The sequence below is a fragment of the Thiobacter sp. AK1 genome (genome assembly GCF_039822265.1).
Lineage (GTDB): Bacteria > Pseudomonadota > Gammaproteobacteria > Burkholderiales > Thiobacteraceae > Thiobacter > Thiobacter aerophilum.
The window spans coordinates 92,854-113,419 of sequence record NZ_JBAJEX010000004.1 but is presented as its reverse complement, the minus strand read 5'-3'; the positions used below and the strand labels follow the sequence as shown (position 1 = coordinate 113,419).

At 63.5% G+C, this 20,566-nt stretch carries 24 protein-coding genes; 18 read left to right on the top strand and 6 right to left on the bottom strand.

Translation table 11 applies throughout. The features are described from left to right. Nucleotides 1-22 precede the first annotated feature (22 nt). The 5 genes from V6E02_RS06750 (at nucleotide 23) to V6E02_RS06730 (ending at nucleotide 2,965) form a co-directional block, all read left to right on the top strand. A complete protein-coding gene (locus V6E02_RS06750; RefSeq protein ID WP_347308018.1) occupies nucleotides 23-454 on the top strand; it encodes an Hsp20/alpha crystallin family protein in 432 nt (143 codons plus the stop codon). Nucleotides 455-569: 115 nt separating this feature from the next. Continuing rightward, a complete protein-coding gene (gene argB / locus V6E02_RS06745; RefSeq protein WP_347308017.1) occupies nucleotides 570-1,457 on the top strand; it encodes an acetylglutamate kinase in 888 nt (295 codons plus the stop codon). Then, entirely contained in the window at nucleotides 1,457-2,098 is a 642-nt protein-coding gene (locus tag V6E02_RS06740; protein WP_347308016.1) for a pyrimidine 5'-nucleotidase, read from the top strand. The genes argB and V6E02_RS06740 overlap by 1 nt, the downstream gene beginning before the upstream one ends. A 21-nt stretch (nucleotides 2,099-2,119) precedes the next feature. Then, nucleotides 2,120-2,749 (top strand): nucleoid occlusion factor SlmA, encoded by a 630-nt coding sequence (slmA, locus tag V6E02_RS06735; protein WP_347308015.1) that lies wholly within the window; start codon nucleotides 2,120-2,122, stop codon nucleotides 2,747-2,749. Nucleotides 2,750-2,797: 48 nt separating this feature from the next. Then, entirely contained in the window at nucleotides 2,798-2,965 is a 168-nt protein-coding gene (locus tag V6E02_RS06730) for a hypothetical protein (RefSeq protein ID WP_347308014.1), read from the top strand. Between the two features lie 507 nt (nucleotides 2,966-3,472). Here the strand turns inward: V6E02_RS06730 and V6E02_RS06725 are convergent. The 5 genes from V6E02_RS06725 to gpmI form a co-directional block, all read right to left on the bottom strand. Next, on the bottom strand, nucleotides 3,473-4,261 hold the full coding sequence (locus tag V6E02_RS06725; protein WP_347308013.1) for a HesA/MoeB/ThiF family protein: 789 nt from the start codon (nucleotides 4,259-4,261) through the stop codon (nucleotides 3,473-3,475). Nucleotides 4,262-4,271: 10 nt separating this feature from the next. Beyond that, nucleotides 4,272-4,667 (bottom strand): hypothetical protein, encoded by a 396-nt coding sequence (locus tag V6E02_RS06720; RefSeq protein WP_347308012.1) that lies wholly within the window; start codon nucleotides 4,665-4,667, stop codon nucleotides 4,272-4,274. Between the two features lie 73 nt (nucleotides 4,668-4,740). Next, nucleotides 4,741-6,129 (bottom strand): S41 family peptidase, encoded by a 1,389-nt coding sequence (locus V6E02_RS06715; RefSeq protein ID WP_347308011.1) that lies wholly within the window; start codon nucleotides 6,127-6,129, stop codon nucleotides 4,741-4,743. 48 nt (nucleotides 6,130-6,177) lie between these two features. Then, nucleotides 6,178-7,374, bottom strand: coding sequence for a murein hydrolase activator EnvC family protein (locus V6E02_RS06710; RefSeq protein ID WP_347308010.1), 1,197 nt, complete (start codon nucleotides 7,372-7,374; stop codon nucleotides 6,178-6,180). Next, nucleotides 7,371-8,918, bottom strand: a complete 1,548-nt coding sequence (gpmI, locus tag V6E02_RS06705) for a 2,3-bisphosphoglycerate-independent phosphoglycerate mutase (RefSeq protein ID WP_347308009.1) — start codon at nucleotides 8,916-8,918, stop codon at nucleotides 7,371-7,373. The genes V6E02_RS06710 and gpmI overlap by 4 nt, the downstream gene beginning before the upstream one ends. A gap of 147 nt (nucleotides 8,919-9,065) precedes the next feature. Between gpmI and V6E02_RS06700 the strand changes: the two genes are divergently transcribed. The 12 genes from V6E02_RS06700 to V6E02_RS06645 all read left to right on the top strand — a co-directional run bounded on the left by V6E02_RS06700 (nucleotide 9,066) and on the right by V6E02_RS06645 (nucleotide 18,533). Next, nucleotides 9,066-9,401 carry an ArsR/SmtB family transcription factor gene (locus tag V6E02_RS06700; RefSeq protein ID WP_347308008.1) on the top strand — a complete coding sequence of 112 codons (336 nt, stop codon included), beginning with the start codon at nucleotides 9,066-9,068 and terminating at the stop codon, nucleotides 9,399-9,401. A 96-nt stretch (nucleotides 9,402-9,497) separates the two neighbouring features. Next, complete coding sequence (locus tag V6E02_RS06695; RefSeq protein WP_347308007.1) at nucleotides 9,498-10,538, top strand: efflux RND transporter periplasmic adaptor subunit; 1,041 nt, start codon at nucleotides 9,498-9,500, stop codon at nucleotides 10,536-10,538. Between the two features lie 46 nt (nucleotides 10,539-10,584). After that, entirely contained in the window at nucleotides 10,585-13,818 is a 3,234-nt protein-coding gene (locus V6E02_RS06690) for an efflux RND transporter permease subunit (protein ID WP_347308006.1), read from the top strand. Then, nucleotides 13,815-14,033: a YgaP family membrane protein gene (locus tag V6E02_RS06685; RefSeq protein ID WP_347308005.1), complete on the top strand. Its 219-nt coding sequence runs from the start codon at nucleotides 13,815-13,817 to the stop codon at nucleotides 14,031-14,033. The genes V6E02_RS06690 and V6E02_RS06685 overlap by 4 nt, the downstream gene beginning before the upstream one ends. A gap of 37 nt (nucleotides 14,034-14,070) precedes the next feature. Next, a complete protein-coding gene (locus V6E02_RS06680) occupies nucleotides 14,071-14,475 on the top strand; it encodes a rhodanese-like domain-containing protein (protein ID WP_347308004.1) in 405 nt (134 codons plus the stop codon). 1 nt (nucleotide 14,476) lies between these two features. Then, nucleotides 14,477-14,734 carry a glutaredoxin 3 gene (gene grxC / locus V6E02_RS06675; RefSeq protein WP_347308003.1) on the top strand — a complete coding sequence of 86 codons (258 nt, stop codon included), beginning with the start codon at nucleotides 14,477-14,479 and terminating at the stop codon, nucleotides 14,732-14,734. Between the two features lie 84 nt (nucleotides 14,735-14,818). Continuing rightward, entirely contained in the window at nucleotides 14,819-15,292 is a 474-nt protein-coding gene (secB, locus tag V6E02_RS06670; RefSeq protein ID WP_347308002.1) for a protein-export chaperone SecB, read from the top strand. Between the two features lies 1 nt (nucleotide 15,293). Continuing rightward, on the top strand, nucleotides 15,294-15,740 hold the full coding sequence (locus V6E02_RS06665; protein WP_347308001.1) for an SH3 domain-containing protein: 447 nt from the start codon (nucleotides 15,294-15,296) through the stop codon (nucleotides 15,738-15,740). A gap of 7 nt (nucleotides 15,741-15,747) precedes the next feature. Then, nucleotides 15,748-16,743 carry an NAD(P)H-dependent glycerol-3-phosphate dehydrogenase gene (locus V6E02_RS06660; protein WP_347308000.1) on the top strand — a complete coding sequence of 332 codons (996 nt, stop codon included), beginning with the start codon at nucleotides 15,748-15,750 and terminating at the stop codon, nucleotides 16,741-16,743. Between the two features lie 43 nt (nucleotides 16,744-16,786). Beyond that, nucleotides 16,787-16,993, top strand: a complete 207-nt coding sequence (locus V6E02_RS06655; RefSeq protein ID WP_347307999.1) for a hypothetical protein — start codon at nucleotides 16,787-16,789, stop codon at nucleotides 16,991-16,993. A 4-nt stretch (nucleotides 16,994-16,997) separates the two neighbouring features. Then, on the top strand, nucleotides 16,998-17,468 hold the full coding sequence (locus V6E02_RS06650; protein WP_347307998.1) for a hypothetical protein: 471 nt from the start codon (nucleotides 16,998-17,000) through the stop codon (nucleotides 17,466-17,468). Nucleotides 17,469-17,720: 252 nt separating this feature from the next. Continuing rightward, nucleotides 17,721-18,533: an NYN domain-containing protein gene (locus V6E02_RS06645; protein WP_347307997.1), complete on the top strand. Its 813-nt coding sequence runs from the start codon at nucleotides 17,721-17,723 to the stop codon at nucleotides 18,531-18,533. 4 nt (nucleotides 18,534-18,537) lie between these two features. Here V6E02_RS06645 and V6E02_RS06640 read toward each other — a convergent pair whose 3' ends face one another. Next, entirely contained in the window at nucleotides 18,538-19,677 is a 1,140-nt protein-coding gene (locus V6E02_RS06640) for a hypothetical protein (protein ID WP_347307996.1), read from the bottom strand. Between the two features lie 121 nt (nucleotides 19,678-19,798). On the opposite strand from V6E02_RS06640, the gene V6E02_RS06635 reads away from it, so the two are divergent. Next, nucleotides 19,799-20,287 (top strand): peroxiredoxin, encoded by a 489-nt coding sequence (locus V6E02_RS06635; RefSeq protein WP_347307995.1) that lies wholly within the window; start codon nucleotides 19,799-19,801, stop codon nucleotides 20,285-20,287. Nucleotides 20,288-20,566: the final 279 nt, after the last annotated feature.

Here is a 20,566-nt window from a genome sequence, read left to right as displayed (position 1 = left end):
TCACCAACCAAGGAGAGTTCCCATGGCAAACATTACCCGTTACGACCCGTTCAACCTGGACAGCGTGTTCGACGATTTCTTCAAGGGCTTTCTGGTGCGGCCCATGGCATTGGAGGGCGTGCCCAAGGCGCCCGAGATCAAGATGGACGTGACTGAGAACGACAAGGCCTACACCGTGAAGGCCGAGATTCCTGGTGTGAAGAAGGAGGACATCCACGTGTCCGTCGACGGCAACACCGTGTCCATCAGTGCCGAGGTCAAGAAGGAGTCCGAGGAGAAGGAAGGCGAGAAGGTGCTACGTTCCGAGCGGTACTTCGGGCGTGTGGCGCGTTCCTTCAGCCTGGGGTCCGACATCGACGAAGCCAATGCCACGGCTAAGTACACCGATGGCGTGCTGGAGCTTGTGCTGCCTAAGAAGGCGGCGAGCAGCGCGAAGCGGCTCACCATCAGCTGACGGCAACCGAAGAGGGTGGTGCAAGGGCGGCCCAGGGCGAAGCCGGGCCGCCCTTTTTCGTGGGCGCCGCGGGCTGTAGAATGGCGCCCGCGTTTCACCTGAATCGAGGCCTATTATGTCCGCCACGCCTTCCACTGCCGCCGCCAAGGCTGAACTGCTGTCCGAGGCGCTACCTTTCATCCAGAGCTTTTTCGACAAGACCATCGTCATCAAGTACGGCGGCAACGCGATGACGGAAGAGCGGCTCAAGGAGAGCTTCGCCCGTGACGTGGTGTTGCTCAAGCTGGTGGGCATGAATCCGGTGATCGTCCACGGCGGTGGCCCGCAGATCGGAGACATGCTCAAGCGTATCGGCAAGCAGAGCGAATTCATTCAAGGCATGCGTGTCACGGATGCGGAGACCATGGACGTGGTGGAAATGGTGCTCGGCGGCTTGGTCAACAAAAGCATCGTCACCCTCATCAACCGTCATGGCGGCAAGGCGGTGGGACTCACCGGCAAGGACGGCTGGATGATTCGTGCGCGGCGCATGCGGCTGCCCAGCCAGGAGAAGGCGGGAGAATTCGTGGACATCGGCCAGGTGGGGGAGGTGGCAGCCATCGATCCCGCACTGGTGGCGCTGCTCGATTCCCAGGATTTCATTCCGGTCATCGCCCCCATCGGGGTCGGCGAGGACGGCGCAGCCTACAACATCAACGCCGATCTGGTGGCAGGCAAGCTAGCGGAAACCCTGCGCGCCGAGAAGCTGATCCTGATGACCAACACGCCGGGGGTGCTGGACAAGCAAGGTGGCCTACTCTCCGAACTGGACGCAGAACAGGTGCGCGCCCTGATCGAGGATGGCACCATCTCCGGCGGCATGCTGCCCAAGGTCAACTGTGCGCTGCAGGCCGTGCGCAATGGGGTGAAAGCGAGCCACATCATCGACGGCCGCGTGGAGCATGCCCTGCTGCTGGAGATCCTCACCAGCGAGGGTGTGGGCACTCTGATCAAGCGCGCCTGATGCGTGCCGCGCCAGTCTGGGTGTTCGACCTGGACAACACGCTGCACGACGCGACCCCGCACATCTTTCCCCACATCAACCGCGCCATGACCCGGTATCTGATGGAGCATCTGGCCCTGGACGAGGCCGGGGCGAGCGCCCTGCGCCAGCTCTACTGGCAGCGTTACGGAGCGACGCTTTTGGGCCTGGTGCGCCACCATGGCACCGATCCACGTCATTTTCTCTGGCACACGCATCAGTTTCCTGAGCTTTCCACCATGCTGGTGTTCCAACGCGGCCTGCGCCACATGCTGCGCCGCTTACCCGGGCGCAAGGTGGTGTTTTCCAATTCACCGGCCCACTATTCCCGCGCCGTGCTGCGTGCGCTTCGCATTCTCGACGTGTTCGACGCGGTGTTCAGCATCGAGCACACGCGCCTTTCGCCCAAGCCGAGGCTGCGCGGCTTTCTGCATGTGCTGCGTTCCCTCCGTGTGGCGCCCTCACGCTGCATCATGGTGGAGGATAGCCTGGATAACCTGCGCACCGCGCGGCGCCTGGGCATGAAGACGGTGTGGGTGACCGCCAGCCGCAAGAGCCCGCCCTTCGTGGATGCCAGCGTGCGCTCGGTGTTGCAACTGCCACGCGTGCTCAATAAGCTATAGCGCGCATTCAGGGGAGGGGCCATGCCTGCCAAACCAGGCCAGAGAAAAGAACAGATTCTGCAGACGCTGGCAGAAATGCTGCAGAGTCCCGAGCCGGAAAAAATCACCACCGCCGCCCTGGCGGCGCGCCTCGATCTCTCGGAAGCGGCCCTCTATCGGCACTTCGCCAGCAAGGCCCAGATGTTCGAGGGGCTGATCGAGTTCATCGAATCCACCCTGTTCGGCCTGATCAACAAGATCCTTGCCGAGGAAGAACGGGGTGTCGTCCAGCTGGACGCCATCCTCACCCTGTGTCTCGGTTTCGCCGCGAAGAATCCGGGCATGTCACGCGTGCTCATCGGCGATGCCTTGGTGCACGAAAACGAGCGCCTGCAGGCCCGCATCAACCAGCTGGTGGATCGCATCGAAGCAACCCTGCGCCAATGCTTGCGGGTGGCCGCCACACAAGGCGAAATCCAAGGCGACAGCGACGCCAATGCGGTAGCCAATCTAATGATCGCCTTCATTCTCGGCCGCTGGCACCAGTTCGCCAAGAGCGGCTTTAAGCGCGCCCCCCTCGACCATTTCGACGCCCAGAAGCGCTTTCTGCTTTCGGCCTTGCGACCGTACCCCGTTACGGTCGGCGTGAACACGCTGGCTCAAGGACGCTAAGCCACCGCCGCTATTGACGCTACCGCAGTCGTTCGAGGAGGAAGTGCCATGCGAGCCAAAGCCGTTGCCATCAAGCCCGCCACTTGGCTGTCCGTCCTGCTGGTGGGCATCGTCATCGTCTGGGCCGGGCTCGATGACGCCCATGCCGCGCAGCAGCCGCTTGCGCCATTCGAATTGCCACTCACGGGCGCGGCGGTTGGCGACCCTGGAGGCTGAAACCGCGCCCCACTCCGATCGCGCCTGCCACCCCGTCCTTGCCCACGGTGAGGGCGCTCACGGAAAAGCCTCGCCTTCCTTGAGCCGCCCGATAGTTACTATTGAGCTTTACGAAAGTAGTTGACAGGCTATGTAAGTAAGCTGTCATGCCCGCGAAAGCAGGAATCCAGAGTATTCTTGGCCATTTTCCTGGGTGCCCGCTTTCGCGGGGAAGACACAAAGGTGTCACCTCATTACGTAAGGCTCGATAGAGCCCGTGCCGCGCTGCGTGTGGAGCGCCATTGCCACGAACACAAGAATTCACGCCGTCGGGGCCACGGTCCCTGGTGTTTCTCGCTTCCGGCGCTCGCTGCGATCGGCCGGAATGACGGCTGGGGGCGTTTGCACACCCGCCCGTCAGTCCCGCGCAAGGGTGAAGCTGGGTGGCTGTGGCGGAGTCGTGCGGTGTGCCTGGATTCAGGGACGCCTGCGCCGCCCACGGGCTGTGGCGGCCCTACCTGGGGGGCTTTAGGGGCGTGTTGCCGCCGATCGCGTCACTGGCGGTGAGAGCGTGCGGCTACACACGCTACACGCCGGGTCGCGCGGCACGCGTATCGTGCGCCAGCTCATGTCCAATGCGTTGAGGAGCAGCAGTCGGCCGCTGAGCGGCGTGCCGAGGTCCGCCAGCAGCTTGAGCGCTTCCGCCGCTTGGACGGTGCCAATGATGCCCACCAGCGGCGCAAACACGCCGTTTTCCGCGCAGCGCATTTCGTCCGGTTGGCCACCCTCCGGAAACAGGCAGTGATAGCAGGGACTGCTCTCGCGACGGGCATCGAACACCGCAACCTGACCATCGAACCGCACCGCCGCGCCGGAGACCAGGGGCTTGGCCGCTGCCACGCAGGCGCGGTTTACTGCGTGGCGGGTGGCAAAGTTGTCGCTGGCATCCACCACCACGTCGGCGGCGGCCACCAGCCGCTCGAGATCCCCTGCCGCAACCCGCCGGGGCACCGCTTCCACCATGACTTCCGGATTGATGCGCCGGGCGCTCGCCGCCGCCGATTCCGCCTTGTTCTGGCCGATGGCCGCGGTGTCGTGGGCGATCTGGCGCTGCAGATTGGTCAGGTCCACGCGGTCGCCATCACACACCGTGATGCGCCCCACGCCGGCGGCCGCGAGATAGAGCACGACAGGGGAGCCCAGCCCGCCAGCCCCGACCACCAGCGCATGGGCCTCGATGAGGCGCTTTTGTCCCTCGATGCCAAGCTCGTCGAGCAGGATGTGGCGGCTATAGCGCAGCAGCTGGTCGTCGTTCATGGAGAAGGCATCAACGGTAGCTACGCCATTCTTCTGGCGTGTCGTCCCGGTCACCGTGGGGATGGTTCTGCCAGGCTTCCGCGAAGATTTCCTTGGAGACCCGTTCAAGCGGCGGCGGCGCGAGGTTTTCGCACTGGATGGACTCGCAGTAGTAGATGAGAGCGCGCCGGATCTTGCTCAGGATGCTGTTGTCCAGATGGAAGCCTTCGGCTGCGAGCGCGCGCTCCACCTTTTCCAGCGTGTAGTTGGGGATTTCGTAGCGCACCAGCAGGGTGCGCGGGTTGAGTTTTTCCACGACCACCAGGTGGGGCAAGCCTTCCAGCAGCAGCGCCGCCTCGTCCGCCTGCCCGGGTGGAATCTCGGTAAAAACCAGCTGGCGGGTCTTGATGATATCGCCTGCCTGCATGGGCTAAACCTCCGCGCGTCGGCTACGCCCTCAAGCATAGCGCGGCGCGCCCCTTTTGCAAGCCGGTAGAGATTCAGCGCCGCTGCAGGATCTGGATGCCCTTGAGCAGATTGACCGCCTGGTTGAGCTGGTAGTCGTTCTTGGGCGCGATGTCTTGCGCGTCGGACTTTTCGTCCTTGCCCTTCTCTGGCTTCGGCGCCTGCAGCTTGATGGGCTCGGGTTTGGGCGCCGGTTCCTTGTCATTGGCGAGATGGCGCTCCAGATCCGCCTCGCGCACGCCCAGCGCTTGCTTGTCGGCCTCGCTGATGGTGGCTTCCTCCACCACGATGTCGGGGGTGATGCCTTTGGCTTGAATGGAGGTGCCGCTGGGGGTGTAGTAGCGCGCGGTGGTGAGCTTGATAGCGGTGCCGTTGCCCAAGGGTAGGATGGTCTGCACCGAGCCCTTGCCGAAGGTTTGGGTACCGAGAATGATGGCGCGTTTGTGGTCCTGCAGCGCGCCCGCGACGATTTCCGAGGCGGAGGCTGAACCACCGTTGACGAGCACGATCATGGGCACGCTCTTGACCCAGCCGGGGAGCTTTTTCATGTAGTCGTCCTGGTTGGGACGCAGGTAGAACTCACGGCTGGCGGTGAGCCGCATCTTGGCGTCTTCCGTGCGGCCGTCGGTATAGACCACCAGCACATCCTTGGGCAGGAAGGCCGCAGACACCGCCACCGCGCCATTCAACAGCCCCCCCGGATTGTTGCGCAGATCCAGCACCAAGCCCTTGAGGGGTTCTTTGTTCTGCTTGGCAAGCCCGTCCAGCGCGCCTACCAGATCCTCGCCCGTGTGGTCCTGGAACTGGGTGATGCGCACGAATCCATAGCCCGGTTCCATTAGCTTCCACTTCACGCTCTTGATCTGGATCACGGCGCGCGTCAGGGTGACGACGATGGGCTTGTTCTCGCCCTTGCGCAGAATGGTCAGGGTGATACGCGTGCCAGGCTTGCCGCGCATGCGCTTGACGGCGTCATTGAGGGACATGCCCTTCACCGGCGTGTCGTCCAGCTTGATGATCAGGTCGCCAGCCTTGATTCCGGCCTGGAAGGCGGGTGTGTCTTCAATGGGCGAGATCACCTTCACGAAGCCGTCTTCCATGCCGACCTCGATGCCCAGTCCACCGAACTGGCCCTGGGTGGAGACCTGCAGGTCCTTGAACGCGTCGGCATCGAGGTAGGCGGAATGGGGATCAAGCCCGGCGAGCATGCCATTGATGGCCGAGGCGATGAGTTTCTTATCCTCGACCGGCTCCACGTAGTCGCTCTTGATCTTGCCGAATACTTCGGCGAAGGTGCGCAGCTCCTCCACCGGCAGCGGGCCGGCGGCATCCTTGTCGGCGATGGCCGAATAATGCAGGCCCAGCGCCACGCCGATGAGGACGCCGAAGGCAATGAGAACTAGATGGTGCAGTTTGCCGCGCATGTTCAGTTTGACTCCCAGCTCGTCGTCAAGAAATCCGTTCCGCCATGGTCAGCGCCGGCCGACCCATTGCAGGGGATCGACTGGTTTGCCCTGGAAACGAACTTCGAAGTATAAACCGCTTTCTCCCTGGCCGCCGCTATCGCCCGCGGCACTCACCACTTCCCCTTGCGCTACGGGGTCCCCCACCTGCTTGTAGATGGACTGGTTGTGGCCATACAGGCTCATGTAGCCGTCGCCGTGATCGATGATGAGCAGGTTGCCGAAGCCGCGCAGCCAGTCGGCGAACACGACCCGGCCGGCGGCCAGCGCCTTGACTGGGCTGCCTTCCGGGGCGCGTATGAATACGCCTTTCCAGGGTATGCCGGTCTCGGCACGGGGTGCGCCGAAGCGGTTGGTCACCTCGCCGCTCACCGGCAGCCTCAGGGCGCCCTTGAGGCGCGCGAATGCGCCGTCCTCGGCCGCTGGCGGTTGCGGCCGCGCCTCCCCCTTGGGCGCGCGGGGCGGGGCCGGGCGCGGCTTGGCCATCGCGCGCGCCAGCTTCTCGATCAGGCGGGTGAGCCGTTTTTCGTCCTGTTCCAGGCGTTGCACCTGCTGACGGCGCGCCGTGATTTCCTTGGTCAGGCGCGCCAGCATTGCCCGGCGTTTGGCCGCTTCCCGCGTGAGCTCGAGACGCTTCGCGCGCTGTTCAGCTTCTAGCCGGGCGAGCGTCTGGCTCTTGTCCCGGGTTTGCTGGGCCAGCGCCTTTGCCGCGGCGAGATCGGCCCGCAATGCGGCGATGAGCTGGGCGCGCGCGCGCGCGATGTGATCCAGGTATTCCAGGTCCCGTGCGATCTGGTTGGGGTCTTGCTGGTTGAAGAGCAGACGCAGTGCATCCTGGCCGCCGCTTTGATACTGCTCCACCAAAAGCTCGGCCAGCTCGCGACGCTGCGCCTCGATGCGGCTTGCAAGCTCGGCCGCCTGGCGCTGGCTGGCGGCAAGCTCGCGATTGACCTGGGCGAGCGCCTCGCCCAGGTCATATAGGCGCCGGTTCAAGTCGCTGATGGCCCGCTCGGACTGGCGCAGTTCGTCCAGTACATCGGCCTTGTTGCCTTCGGCATTTTCGATTTCCCGTTTGAGTTCTTTGATCTGCCCTTGCAGCGCCTTGAGTTCACGCGCCTTTTCCGCGGGCGATTGCGCCGCGTGGACCACGCCCAGAACGGCGCAGAGCAGGATGAGGGAGGCGCACGCATGCGCCGTCCGCTTCATGCCTCGACGAACTCGACCAGCGGGTGCCCCGTCATCTCGGAAGGTTGGGGCAAGCCCATCATCCTGAGTAGGGTGGGGGCCACGTCTTCCAGGGCGCCGGTATCGGCGAGGCGGGCCTGACGGTGGCCGATGTAGATGAGAGGCACTAGGCTCATGGTGTGGGCGGTATGGGCCTGGCGCGTGGTCTCGTCAAGCATGCGCTCGGCATTGCCATGGTCGGCGGTGATGAGCACCTCACCGCCGCGTGCGAGCTGCGCCTGTACCACACGGCCGAGGCAGGTATCGATGGTTTCGATGGCCTTGATGGCGGCGCCCAGGTTGCCCGTGTGCCCCACCATGTCGGCATTGGCGTAGTTGCAGATGATGGCGTCGTACTTGCCGCTGGCGATGGCAGCCACCAGCCGGTCGGTAACCTCCGGCGCGCTCATTTCCGGCTTGAGGTCGTAGGTGGGCACATCGGGCGAAGGCACCAGGATGCGGTCCTCGCCGGGATAGACTTTTTCTTCGCCGCCGTTGAAAAAGAAAGTGACATGCGCGTATTTTTCCGTCTCGGCGATGCGTAGCTGCTTAAGACCCAGGCTGGCGATGTATTCACCGAAGCCATTGCGCAGCTGTTCCGGCGGGAAGGCCACCGGCACGTCGAAGTCGTCGCTGTAGCCGGTGAGGGTGACGATGGCGGCCAGTTGCGGCCGGTATTCACGTTCGAAGCCGTCGAAGTCGTCCTCGACGAAGGTGCGAGTGAGCTGGCGCGCGCGGTCGGAGCGGAAATTCATGAACACCACCACGTCGCCGTCTTCCATGCGTACCGGCTGTTCACCTTCCGGCAGGATGGCGGTGGCCTTGACGAATTCATCGGTCTCGCCCCGGTCGTAGGCCATCTGCAGCCCTTCCAGGGCGCTGGTGGCCACGTATTCCGCCTTGCCTTGGGTGAGCAGGTCATAGGCGGCCTTGACGCGCTGCCAGCGACGGTCGCGATCCATGGGATAGTAGCGGCCGATGAGGGAAGCGATGCGGCCGGTTTTTAGTTCGCGGATTTTTTGCTCCAGCTTCATGATGGAGGGTCCGGCACTCTTGGGCGGCGTATCGCGGCCATCGGTGAACACGTGCAGGTAAACCTTGGACAGACCGCGTCGCGCGGCGAGCTCCAACATGGCATGGATGTGGCGCTCGTGGCTGTGCACCCCGCCTTCCGACAGAAGCCCCAGGATGTGTAAGGCATGGTTGCCGCGCTTGGCCGTCTCCGCGGCGTTGACCAGGGCGGGATTGTCGAAGAAGTGGCCGGAGTCGATGGCGCGGTTGATGCGGGTAAACTCCTGATAGACCACCCGCCCTGCACCCAAGTTGAGGTGGCCCACCTCCGAGTTGCCCATCTGCCCAGCGGGCAGGCCCACCTGGGCTTCCGAGGCGTGGATCAGGGTGTGCGGATGATTGAGCCAGAAGCGTTCCCAGTTGGGTTTTTTCGCTTGGAAAATGGCATTGTCGGCGCCATTGGCCCGGCAGCCGAAACCATCGAGAATGACGAGGAGGACGGGGGTGACGTTCATGCGCGAAAAGAGGATTTTTCTGGATTGTCTGCGAAAAAAGATTGCATAATTTTAGTATATTTTGATAATGAGCGCACTGGCATGGTTCCATTGGGTTGGGCGCAGGCGCATGCGCGCGGCGCCATTTTCGATCTGGAGTGAGATGGCATGACGGCATCAGGGTCCTTCAATCTGGAACACGTGGAGCTGATTGACAAGGATGAGCACATCGAGCAGGCCTCCCGCGCCATGAAGGCAATGTCCCATCCGCTGCGCCTGAAGATCCTCTGTGTCCTTGGGGACCGGGAGATCTCGGTGCAGGAGATCGTGGATGCGGTGGGCACTTCCCAAAGCAACATTTCCCAGCATCTGGCCATTTTGCGCGACAAGGGCGTGCTGCGCACCCGCAAGGACGCCAACCGGGTCTACTACCGGGTGGGGGACACGCGCACCCTCAAGCTCATCAGCATGATGCGCGACGTGTTTTGCGGTTTCGCGAAATGAACTCGACGGGCTCGCTAGCGGGCCCGTCCTCCTTATGGTCTCGACCCCTTTGACCAAATATTAGCATCTGCTAATATTCATGTTTTTGGAGTGCTCATGCCCATGCGCCTCTTTTTAGCCTTGTTTTTCTGGCTCGTCCTGCCGCTGGCGGCGCGCGCTGCCCTGCCGTTTCCGGTGGGCACGGTGGATTTTCGCGAGGTGGACGAGACCTATGTCGCCGAGGGCATCGTGGAAGCCGTGAAGCAGTCCACGGTGGCGGCCCAGATCACGGGGCGCATCGTCGAGCTCAACTTCGACGTGGGCGATTATGTGAAGCAGGGTCAGGTGATCGCGCGCATCGATGAAAGCGTGGTGGGCGCGCAAGCAGCGGGCAGCGAGGCGCAAGTGGCCCAGGCGCGTGCCCTGCTGGAAAACGCCAAGGCCAATTACGAGCGGGCGCGCCAGCTGTTCGAGCAGAAATTCATCAGCCAGGCGGCGCTGGACAAGGCCGTCGCGGACTACCGTGCCGCCCAGGCCCAGGCCTCGGCGGCGCTGGCCGGAGCCGGCGCGGCGGGCGCTACACGGCGCTTTGCCACCCTGGTGGCGCCTTATAGCGGGGTGGTGTCGGCGCGCCACGTGGAGGTGGGCGAGATGGCGCTGCCGGGCAAACCCATCATGACCGGCTTCGATCCCAAGGATCTGCGCGTGGAAGTCTCGGTGCCCGAGTACAAGGTACCGGCGGTGCGGGCCCTGTCCCGCGCCACGGTGGAGATTCCGGCCATCCGCAAGTGGGTGAAGGCCACCCAGATCACCATCCTGCCGGCGGCCGACATGCGTACCCACACCACCCGTGTGCGCTTGGATTTGCCGCCGGATTCTCGCGAGATCTACCCTGGCATGTTTGCGCGCGCCCACTTCGCCGTGGGCCGCGCCAAGAAGCTGTTGGTGCCAGCCCAGGCTGTGCTGCGCCGCAGCGAGTTGACCGCGGTGTATGTGGTGGATGCCAAGGATCGCCTCACGCTGCGCCAGATACGCCTGGGTGAGGCGGCAGGCGAAGGGTGGATGGAAGTCCTCGCGGGCCTGATGCCGGGCGAGAAGGTGGCGCTGGATCCGGTTGCCGCGGGTATCTATCTCAAATCCGGGAGGCGCAAGGACTGACGCAGGCGGCTGAGGCTACGGCCCCGCCATTCGTCACGCCTGGAACATGACCATGGGCATCTCCGGACGCATCGCCAAGACTTTCCTCACTTCCCAGCTCACGCCCCTGATCGCCCTGATGGCGGCGCTTTTGGGCCTGTTTGCCATTCTGGTCACGCCCCGCGAAGAGGAACCCCAGATCAACGTGACCATGGCCAACGTGTTCATTCCCTTCCCGGGTGCTTCGGCCAAGGATGTGGAAAGCCTGGTGGCCACACCCGCAGAACAGGTGCTGTCCCAGATCGCCGGCATCGACCACGTCTATTCCGTGTCGCGCCCGGGGATGGCAATTCTCACCGTGCAGTACAAGGTGGGCGAGGACCGCATCGCCGCGCTGGTCCGCCTCTACGACACCATCCAGGCCAACCGCGATTGGGTTTCGCCCAATCTGGGCGTGGGCGAGCCCATCATCAAGCCGGTCGGCATCGACGATGTGCCCATCGTCAGCCTCACCCTGTGGACCGACGATCCCCAGCGCGCCGCCTTCGATTTGGCCAAGGTGGCCCACGCCACCGAGATCGAGCTCAAGCGCATTCCGGGCACGCGCGAGGTGAAGACCATCGGCGGCCCTGGCCATACGGTGCGCGTGATCATGGATGCGGAACGCATGAATGCCCATTCGGTCTCCGCCCAGGACATCCGCGATGCACTCAAGCTCAGCAACGCCTCGCAGCCTTCCGGCACCCTGATATCCAACAACCAGGAACTTCTGGTTCAGACCGGCACCTTCCTCTCCAGTGCCAAGGACGTGAAGAGCCTGGTGGTGGGCGTGCACGAGGGTAAGCCGGTCTTCCTGGAAGACGTGGCCACCGTGGTGGATGGCCCGGATCAGCCCAGCCGCTATGTTTGGCTTGGCACCGGCCCGGCCGCGGCCGAAAAGGGCATTACGCTGGCGGGTGAATTTCCGGCGGTAACCATCGCCGTATCCAAGAAGCCGGGCGAGAACGCCGTGAACATCGCCGACAAGGTGATCGCGCGCATGGAAAGCCTCAAGGGAACGGTGATTCCGGAGGGCGTCAAGGTCACCGTGACCCGCAACTATGGCGTCACCGCCAATGACAAATCCAAGCAGCTCATCGGCAAGCTCTTGTTTGCCACCGCCTTCGTGGTCGCCCTGGTGTTCTTCGCCCTGGGGCGGCGTGAGGCGTTGATCGTGGGTGTGGCGGTGCTGCTCACATTGGCCGCGACCCTGTTTGCTTCCTGGGCCTGGGGCTTCACCCTCAACCGCGTCTCCCTGTTCGCGCTCATCTTCTCCATCGGCATCCTAGTGGACGATGCCATCGTGGTGGTGGAAAACATACACCGCCGGCGCCTGCTCGAGCCTCAAAAGAGCTGGCTGGACGTGATTCCAGAGGCGGTGGACGAAGTGGGCGGCCCCACCATCCTAGCCACGCTGACCGTCATCGCCGCGCTGCTGCCCATGGCCTTCGTCACCGGGCTAATGGGCCCCTACATGAGTCCCATCCCCATCAATGCCAGTATCGGCATGCTGATCTCCCTGGCGGTGGCCTTCATCGTCACGCCCTGGCTCACCCTCAAGGTGCTAGGCGGGCACAAGCCGGCCCAGCACGGGCCAAGCCCCCTGGAGGCGCGCCTCACCCACTGGTTCGAGATGCGGCTTACGCCTTTTTTGAATGGCGCGGCTGGGGCACCGCGGCGGCGCAAGCTGTTCATTGGCGTGCTGCTCGCGATCGCGCTTTCCGTATCGCTGGCGGTGTTCAAGATCGTCATCTTGAAGATGCTGCCCTTCGACAACAAGTCGGAGTTCCAGGTGGTGGTGGACATGCCAGTTGGCACACCCCTGGAACAGACCGCGCGTGTGTTGCACGAGCTGGGCGCGTACCTAGCGACCGTGCCGGAGGTGACGGATTACCAAGCCTATGCTGGCACTGCCTCGCCCATCAACTTCAACGGTTTGGTGCGCCAGTATTACCTGCGATCGGGGCCCGAGGTGGGGGACATCCAGGTCAATTTGCAGGATAAACACAAGCGCAGCCGCAAGTCCCATGAGATCGCCGTCAGCGTGCACGAGGCGATTCAGAAGATCGCGGCGCGCCATGGTGCCAACGTGAAGATCGTGGAAGTGCCGCCTGGCCCCCCAGTGCTCTCGCCCATCGTGGCGGAAGTCTATGGCCCGGACTACAACGGACAAATGGCCGTGGCGAAACGGGTGCGCGCTGCCTTCGAGAAAACCCCAGACATCACCAGCATCGACGACAGCGTGGACGAGGACGCACCCAAGCTGGTGCTGCGCGTGTTGCAGAGCAAGGCCGCATTGAAGGGCGTGGCGCAGGAAGACGTGGTGACAGTGATGAAGATGGGGTTGGCCGGCGAGGACGTGACACCCATCCACACGGGCGATTCCAAGTTCGAGATCCCGGTGCGAGTAACCCTCGCGCCGGAACGCCAGCATAGCCTAGACGAGCTGCTCAAGCTGAGTGTGCGTGCACGCGATGGTACCCTGGTCCCCTTGTCGGAGCTGGTGGAGGTGATGCCCACCGAGCGGGAAAAGGTGATCTACCACAAGGATCTGTTGCCCGTGGTGTACGTAGTGGGCGACATGATCGGCGGCCCCGACAGCCCCCTCTATGGCTTGTTCGCCATCAAGTCGGCCCTGACTGGGCTCAAGCTGCCGCAAGGCGGGGAGCTCGCCCATTACTTCATTCGCCAGCCGCCCGATCCCTACGCCGGTTACGCCGTGAAATGGGATGGCGAATGGCAGGTCACCTACGAAACCTTCCGCGACATGGGCATTGCTTACGCGGTGGGGTTGGTGTTGATCTATCTTTTGGTGGTGGCCCAGTTCGGCTCTTATCTCGTGCCCCTCATCATCATGGCGCCCATTCCCCTAACCATCATCGGCGTCATGCCCGGCCATGCCCTGCTGGGCGCCCAGTTCACCGCCACCTCGATGATTGGCATGATCGCCCTGGCGGGCATCATCGTGCGCAACTCCATCTTGCTGGTGGATTTCGTCAACATGCACGTGGCCCAGGGCATGGATCTGCAGAAGGCGGTGATCCTGTCTGGCGCGACGCGTGCCAAGCCCATCATCCTCACTGGGCTTGCCGCCATGCTGGGCGCTTTCTTCATCCTGGACGACCCCATCTTCAACGGCCTGGCTATCGCCCTCATCTTCGGTGTGTTCGTGTCCACGTTGTTGACGTTGGCGGTCATCCCGGTGCTCTATTATGCGATGCTGCACAAGAAATTTCCCACAAGCCAAGGAGAAGTGAAATGACGGTTAATCGTTGGGTTCGAGTCATCGCTGGGTTGTTCATCATGCTATCGCTGGCACTGGCCCACTTTAGCGGCCAGGTGGACATGACGCAGGTGAGCTGGCTGTGGTTCACCGCCTTCGTCGGCCTGAATCTGTTCCAGAGTGGGTTTACCAAGTTCTGTCCCCTGGACAACATCCTCAAGGCTCTGGGCGTCAAAGAGGGCGAGTGCGCGTAGCCGAAACGGGGTAGTGCCTGCGTCATCGGAGAGAATCGTGGAATTCGTTCGTCAGAATTTCCTGCTCATCGCGGTGGTCTTGGTGAGCGGGCTGATGCTCATTTGGCCGCTGTTGCGCGGCGGGCGTGGCCGGCAGGTGGAACCGCAGGAAGCCGTGCTCAAGATGAACCACGAAGACGCGCTGGTGCTGGATGTGCGCGAACCCAACGAGTTCGCCCAAGGGCACATTCCTCGCGCGCGTCACATTCCTCTTGGGGAGCTGGCGCGCCGGCTCAATGAATTGGATAAATTCAAAGACAAGCCGATCATCGTCGCTTGTCGCAGTGGCCATCGTTCGGCCGGCGCGTGTGGCATCCTGGCGCGCAACGGCTTCCAGAACGTTTATAACCTCGCTGGCGGCATGATCGCCTGGGAGGCCGCCAATCTACCCGTGGAGAAATGAAATGGCCAAAGTCGTCATGTACTGTACCGCCGTCTGTCCCTATTGCAACATGGCGGAGAAACTGCTCACCCGCAAAGGGGTGACGCAGCTCGAGAAAATCCGCGTTGATCTCGATCCCGCCCGACGCGAGGAAATGATGGCTCGCACGGGTCGGCGCACTGTACCCCAGATCTACATCGACGATTATCACGTGGGCGGCTTCGACGATTTGTCGGCGCTCGACCAGGAAGGCAAGCTCGATCCCCTGCTGGCGCGCTGAGCGCGGGATCGGCGCCGCGTGTAAAATGCGCGGCTTATCAAGCCGCGGGCGCACGCGGCCGGGCACAACCAATCGGGAGCATCCATGAGCGAGCCACAACAACCCCTGTTCACCATCGAGAAGATTTACGTGAAGGATCTCTCGGTGGAAGTGCCCAACGCACCGGCCATCTTCTTGGAGCGCGAGGCGCCCAAGATCGACGTGCAGATGAACACCCAGGGCGGCCCCATCGGCGAGGACGTCTATCAGGTGCTGCTCACGGTCACTGTTTCCGCCACGGTGGGAGAACGCACCATGTTCCTCGTGGAGGCTGCGCAAGGAGGCATCTTCCGCATCGCCGGCGTGCCCGTGGAACAGATGGAGCTGGTGCTTGGCATCACCTGCCCCAATCTCCTGTTCCCCTACGTGCGAGAAACCATTTCCGACGCCGTCAGCCGCGCCGGCTTCATGCCGCTTTATCTCAACCCGGTGAATTTCGAGGCGATCTACGCCCAGCGCATGCAGGCGGCGCAGGCCCAGATGCCCAACGCGCAGGCCGAGGCGACTCGGCCCAACTGACATGGCCTGCGGTTTTCGGCTGGCGGTGTGGGTGGTCGTGCTGGGGCTGGCGAGCCCCGCATTGGCGGTGGAATATCGTTCGGTGGCGGTCAATGCGGCGATTCTCTACGACGCGCCCTCCACCCAGGCACGCAAGCTCTATCTGCTGTCGCGCGACTATCCGGTGGAAATCGTTGTCACCCTGGACAAATGGGTGAAAGTGCGCGATGCCACCGGCTCGCTGGCCTGGGTGGAAAGCAGCCGGCTCTCCCCGCGGCGTACCGTGCTGGTGACCGCGCCCCAGGTCGAGGTGCGTCAGGCACCGCAGCCCAGTGCGCCGGTGGTGTTCCAGGCGGAGAAGGACGTGGTCTTGGAACTGACGGAATTCACCGGCAATGGCTGGGTCCGGGTGCGCCACCGCGATGGCCAGAGCGGCTATGTGCCGATGAACCAGGTGTGGGGACTGTGACGCGGCGATGAAGATCACCATCCTGGGGGCGGGCGCCTGGGGCAGTGCGCTCGCCATCAGCTTGGCGCGCGGCCACGAGATCACCCTGTGGTCGCGGGACGCCGCGCACCTCGCGGAAATCGCCCGCACGCGACGCAACGAGCGCTATCTACCGGGCTTCGAGCTGCCCGCAGCGGTGTCTATCGAACCGGAACTGGCGCGGGCGCTCAGCGGTGCTCACCTGGTGCTGGTGGTGGTTCCCACCGCCGGTTTTCGTGCCACCCTGCGCCAGCTCGCCGCCTGCGACATCGGCGTGCCGGTGATCTGGGCCGCCAAGGGCTTCGAACCGGATACGGCCAAGCTATTGCACCAGGTGGCGCAAGAGGAACTGCCGGGGGGAATCGAACGGGGCGTGTTGTCTGGCCCCAGCTTCGCCCACGAAGTGGCCCAGGGGCTGCCCTGCGCCCTCACTTTCGCCGCGCGCGAGCCGGCGTTCGCCCACCACACGGCGGTGGCACTCAATCATAACCGCATGCGCGTCTATTCCACCACCGATGTGATCGGCGTCGAGTTGGGAGGGGCGGTGAAGAATGTGATGGCCATCGCCGCCGGCATTTCCGATGGCATGGGTTTCGGCCATAACGCCCGGGCGGCGCTGATCACCCGCGGCCTGGCGGAAATGACCCGACTCGGACTGTGCCTGGGTGGGCGGCTGGAAACCTTCATGGGGCTTGCCGGTGTGGGCGATCTCATCCTCACTTGTACCGGGGATCTCTCGCGCAACCGCACCGTGGGCAAGCAGCTTGCCGCAGGGCGCGATCTCGCCACCATCCTGGGCGAGCTGGGTCACACCGCGGAAGGCGTGCACACCTGCGCCGAGGTGCTGAAGAAGGCGCGCCAACTGGGCATCGAAATGCCCATCAGCCAGCAGGTCTACCGCGTGATGTTCGAAGGTCTCTCCCCGCGCCAAGCGGTGGAAGACCTGCTTTCCCGGGAACCCAAAGCGGAGTATCGTTCCGCCTGATTCCGCCCCCGGCTCCGGGCGGCGGCGCAGCCAGGGAGGCGCCATGACCAAGTTCGAGTTCGCCATCCGTACCCGGGCCGGGCAGCGGGTGGACCGCATCGTCATTCAGGCCCAGGATCGGGAAACGGCCAAGCGGCGTCTACGTCAGATGTATCACCATTGCGAGATCCTGGAATGCCGCGAAAGCGCTGTCGATCTGCGCCAGGAGAACCTGGACGTGGAAGGCATCATCAATCTCATCAGCAAGTGAATCCATGAACACCCCAATCTCGCAAGAGTTGCCGACGCCGGGCAACCCGCTGCAGCTTACCGGCAGTGAAACCCTCGTCTGCCCGTGCGGCTGTGGCCGCCCTTACGTGGTCTCCGGTGGCAGCATCCATTATGGCGAACAGCGTGAGGTAGAGTTCGAGCCGGCTTTCGTGAGCCACTCCGAAACCGACCGCCATCTCTGGCTGGCCCTGATCACCGGTCCCTGGCGCGACGACGACGCAGGTGAGTGCTGGGTGTTCGTGCATGGCCTACCCCAGGAAAACGGCGTGGCGGGCCGCATTGAGGACGTCGCCGCCAGCCCCTGGGGCGGCCTACCCTTGGGCGGGCGCGCCATCCCCCGGGAGGAGGTGCTGGCCAATCCCGCCGCCCGCGACTGGGTGTTGGAGCGCTTCAATGAGGTGATGCAGTACCACCCGGACGTGGCACCCTTCATCTATCGTGAGGAGCAGTCGTAAGCGACAGGACCCCAAAGAGCGCCTAACCAGGATCGAGGAGGAGCAAGACATGGGAGCACGCCCAGCCGGAAATCAAGGGCGTGCGGGCGCCCCAGATGCCTGTCGAAGTGCGTCCGCTCATGGTCAACAAGCGGCAGCCACGCGCACAAACGGACGGAGCTGATTCTTCCCCGCGCGCCTGCGTGGCTTGCCCTGTCCTCTGTATTGTTCCACCTGAAGCCGTCGCCAACGAACCATTTTCAGGAAGCATCCATGCCTGCCCAACCCGAAATCACCAACATGGCCTTGTTTTGCGACTTCGAGAACATCGCGCTAGGCGTGCGTGATGCCAACTACGCCCAGTTCGACATCCGCAAGGTGCTGGAGCGCTTGTTGCTCAAGGGCAGCATCGTCGTCAAGAAGGCATATTGCGACTGGGAACGCTACAAGGAGTTCAAGGCGCCCATGCACGAGGCTGCCTTCGAGCTGGTCGAGATTCCCCACGTGCGCCAGTCCGGCAAGAATTCGGCGGATATTCGCATGGTGGTGGATGCGCTCGACTTGTGCTACACCAAGCCCCACGTGGATACCTTCGTCATCATCAGCGGCGATTCGGATTTCTCCCCGCTGGTTTCCAAGCTGCGTGAAAACGACAAATACGTGATCGGCATCGGCGTCAAGGCGGCCACTTCCGATCTACTCGCCGCCAACTGCGATGAATTCATCTTTTACGACGACTTGGTGCGCGAGCAGGAGGCCAAGAAGAAGCGCGGCCGTGCCAAGGGACAGAAAACCGCCCCCGGAGAGAAGACCGCGAGCGGCAAATCCGAAGAGGAACGGCGCCAGGAGGCTCTCGATTTTCTGGTGGAAACCGTCGAGGCCCTGGCTACGGAACGGGGCGGCGAGGAAAAGTTGTGGGGCTCGCTGGTGAAACAGACCATGAAGCGGCGCAAACCGGGCTTCAACGAAGCCTTCTACGGCTACCGCTCGTTCGGTGAGATGGTGGAAGACGCCCAGGCGAAGAAACTTTTGGCGGTGACGCGCGATGAGAAGACCGGCCAGTACATGCTGCGCCTACCCGGTTGAGTGTTTACCGCCCCGGTAGCTGGCGCAGCACGAAAATTTGCTGGGCGATGGGTTCGAACACCGGCGCGAGTTTGTTGCGCAGCAGCGCATTGACCGCCGTGGTGCGGCGCAGGATGTTGTAGGCAACCCATTCGTTGACGCCGGCCAGGGTCAGCATGGCGCGCAGCTCCGATTCGAGGTCGGGCAGCAGCGCTGCCAGCTCGCGTAGGGTAGGCGGCCCATCAGGGTCGGCCAGGAGCGCGTCGGCACGCGCGGCGAGTTCGTGCATCTCCCGCGGCTTGTCCTGCGCCAGGCTGATGGTGGCGAAATAACTGCGCACGCTGTTGAGCAGGGCGCTGACGATTTCATGGGTGCCCGGCCGCTGCATGGCTTCTTCCACCGCGGCAAGAAAAGTCTGCCCCGGCCCCGAGAGCAGGCGGTCGATCTGGGCGGCATAGGGGTTGCCCGCTTCGATCAGCGGCGCGAGCTTTTCGTGCACCGTGGCGTAATCGCAGCGGGCGCGCTTCTGGCCCGGCAGCCGGTCCGGGCGCTGCTCGAGAAAGGCGATGTAATAGGCGCCATGCTGCTTGCCGCGCGCCCAGAGTTTGTTCTGCGCCGCTTCGTCCACCAGATCGAACCACAGCAGGGCGCGCACCGTGTCCATGATGGCCACCACGTTTTCCTCGAACGGGAGATGCTCCACCAGGAATTCGGCGAGGATGGGACCCATTTGGCCGCGCGCCACCGCTTCCTTTTCCAGCATGCAGCGTGCGTTCTCGAGGGTGGGCATGGCCCACCAGGCGCGGCGGGCGATCTCGTCGGTGAGCCCAGGCGCATGGACCACCGCCACCACGGCCTCCGGCTCGCCCAGCTTGAGCAGGGGTTCCAGGTTCTCGTCGCGCATCTGGCCCATACGTGTCCAGCGACGCAGATACACGGGGTAGCCTTCCGGCGAGTCGAGGGCGTGTTCCGCCAGAGTCTGCTTCACCAGCTTGAGATAGGCTTCTTCCCGGGTGTTGGGATGCAGCTTCACCTTGGCCTCGCCCTTCTCGGTGAGGGCGTGCACCGTCATGGTGGACGTGTCGATGCGCACCGCCTGCACGCCGGCGGCGAGCAGCACGTTCAAGCAGAAGGCGTCTTCCTGGCTGAGTTCCGTGGTGGGCATAGGCAAGCCTACAAGTATACCGGAGCGATGGCCTGCCCAATTCAGCAACGGCGTCGCGGTTTTTGCCCTGCGGGCTGTTTGCTAAACTCAGCCGCCCATTATTCGTTCCGAGGAGACGAGCATGATCCAAGCCGGTGACACGCTGCCGGAAGCCACCCTGTTCGAGATGACGCCCGACGGTCCCCAGCCGCTGCAGGTGGGGGCGCTCGCCCGCGGCCGGCGCATCGTGATCTTTGGCCTGCCTGGGGCGTTCACGCCCACTTGTTCCGCCAAGCATCTGCCGGGCTATGTGTCCTTCGCGGATCGGCTCAAGGCCAAGGGCGTCGACGAGATCGTCTGTTTGTCGGTGAACGACGCCTTCGTCATGGGGGCCTGGGGCAAGGAGCAGGGCGCCCAAGGCAAGGTACGCATGCTGGCCGATGGCAATGGCGATTTCTGCCGCGCCTTGGGATTGGAGCTGGATCTGCGTGAGCGGGGCATGGGTGTGCGTTGCCAGCGTTTCTCCATGCTGGTGGAGGACGGGGTCGTGAAGACGCTCAACGTGGAGGCGCCTGGCAAGTTCGAGGTGTCGGATGCCGAAACCATGCTGGCGCAGCTCGACCGGCTCTGACCCAGAAAAGTGCCTGACAGGCGAAGCGCGGACCGTCATTCGCGCGCCGCCGGGAAGCGCTGTGGGCGCGGCTGGGTCGAGGCGTGCGCGCGTCGTGGAGGGATTGACGTCCTGCTTGAGGACCATCGGGCTTTCGGGGCGCGAGAAAGCGGAGGACATGCTGTCCATGAAGAAAGGGGGCGCCGGCTCGACAGCCCAGGCTCGGCCCGTCCAGCCAACTCAGCAGGGTCGTACGCAGTAGCGACCACGACGCGAATCCCTAGAGGCTTGCGTCACCAC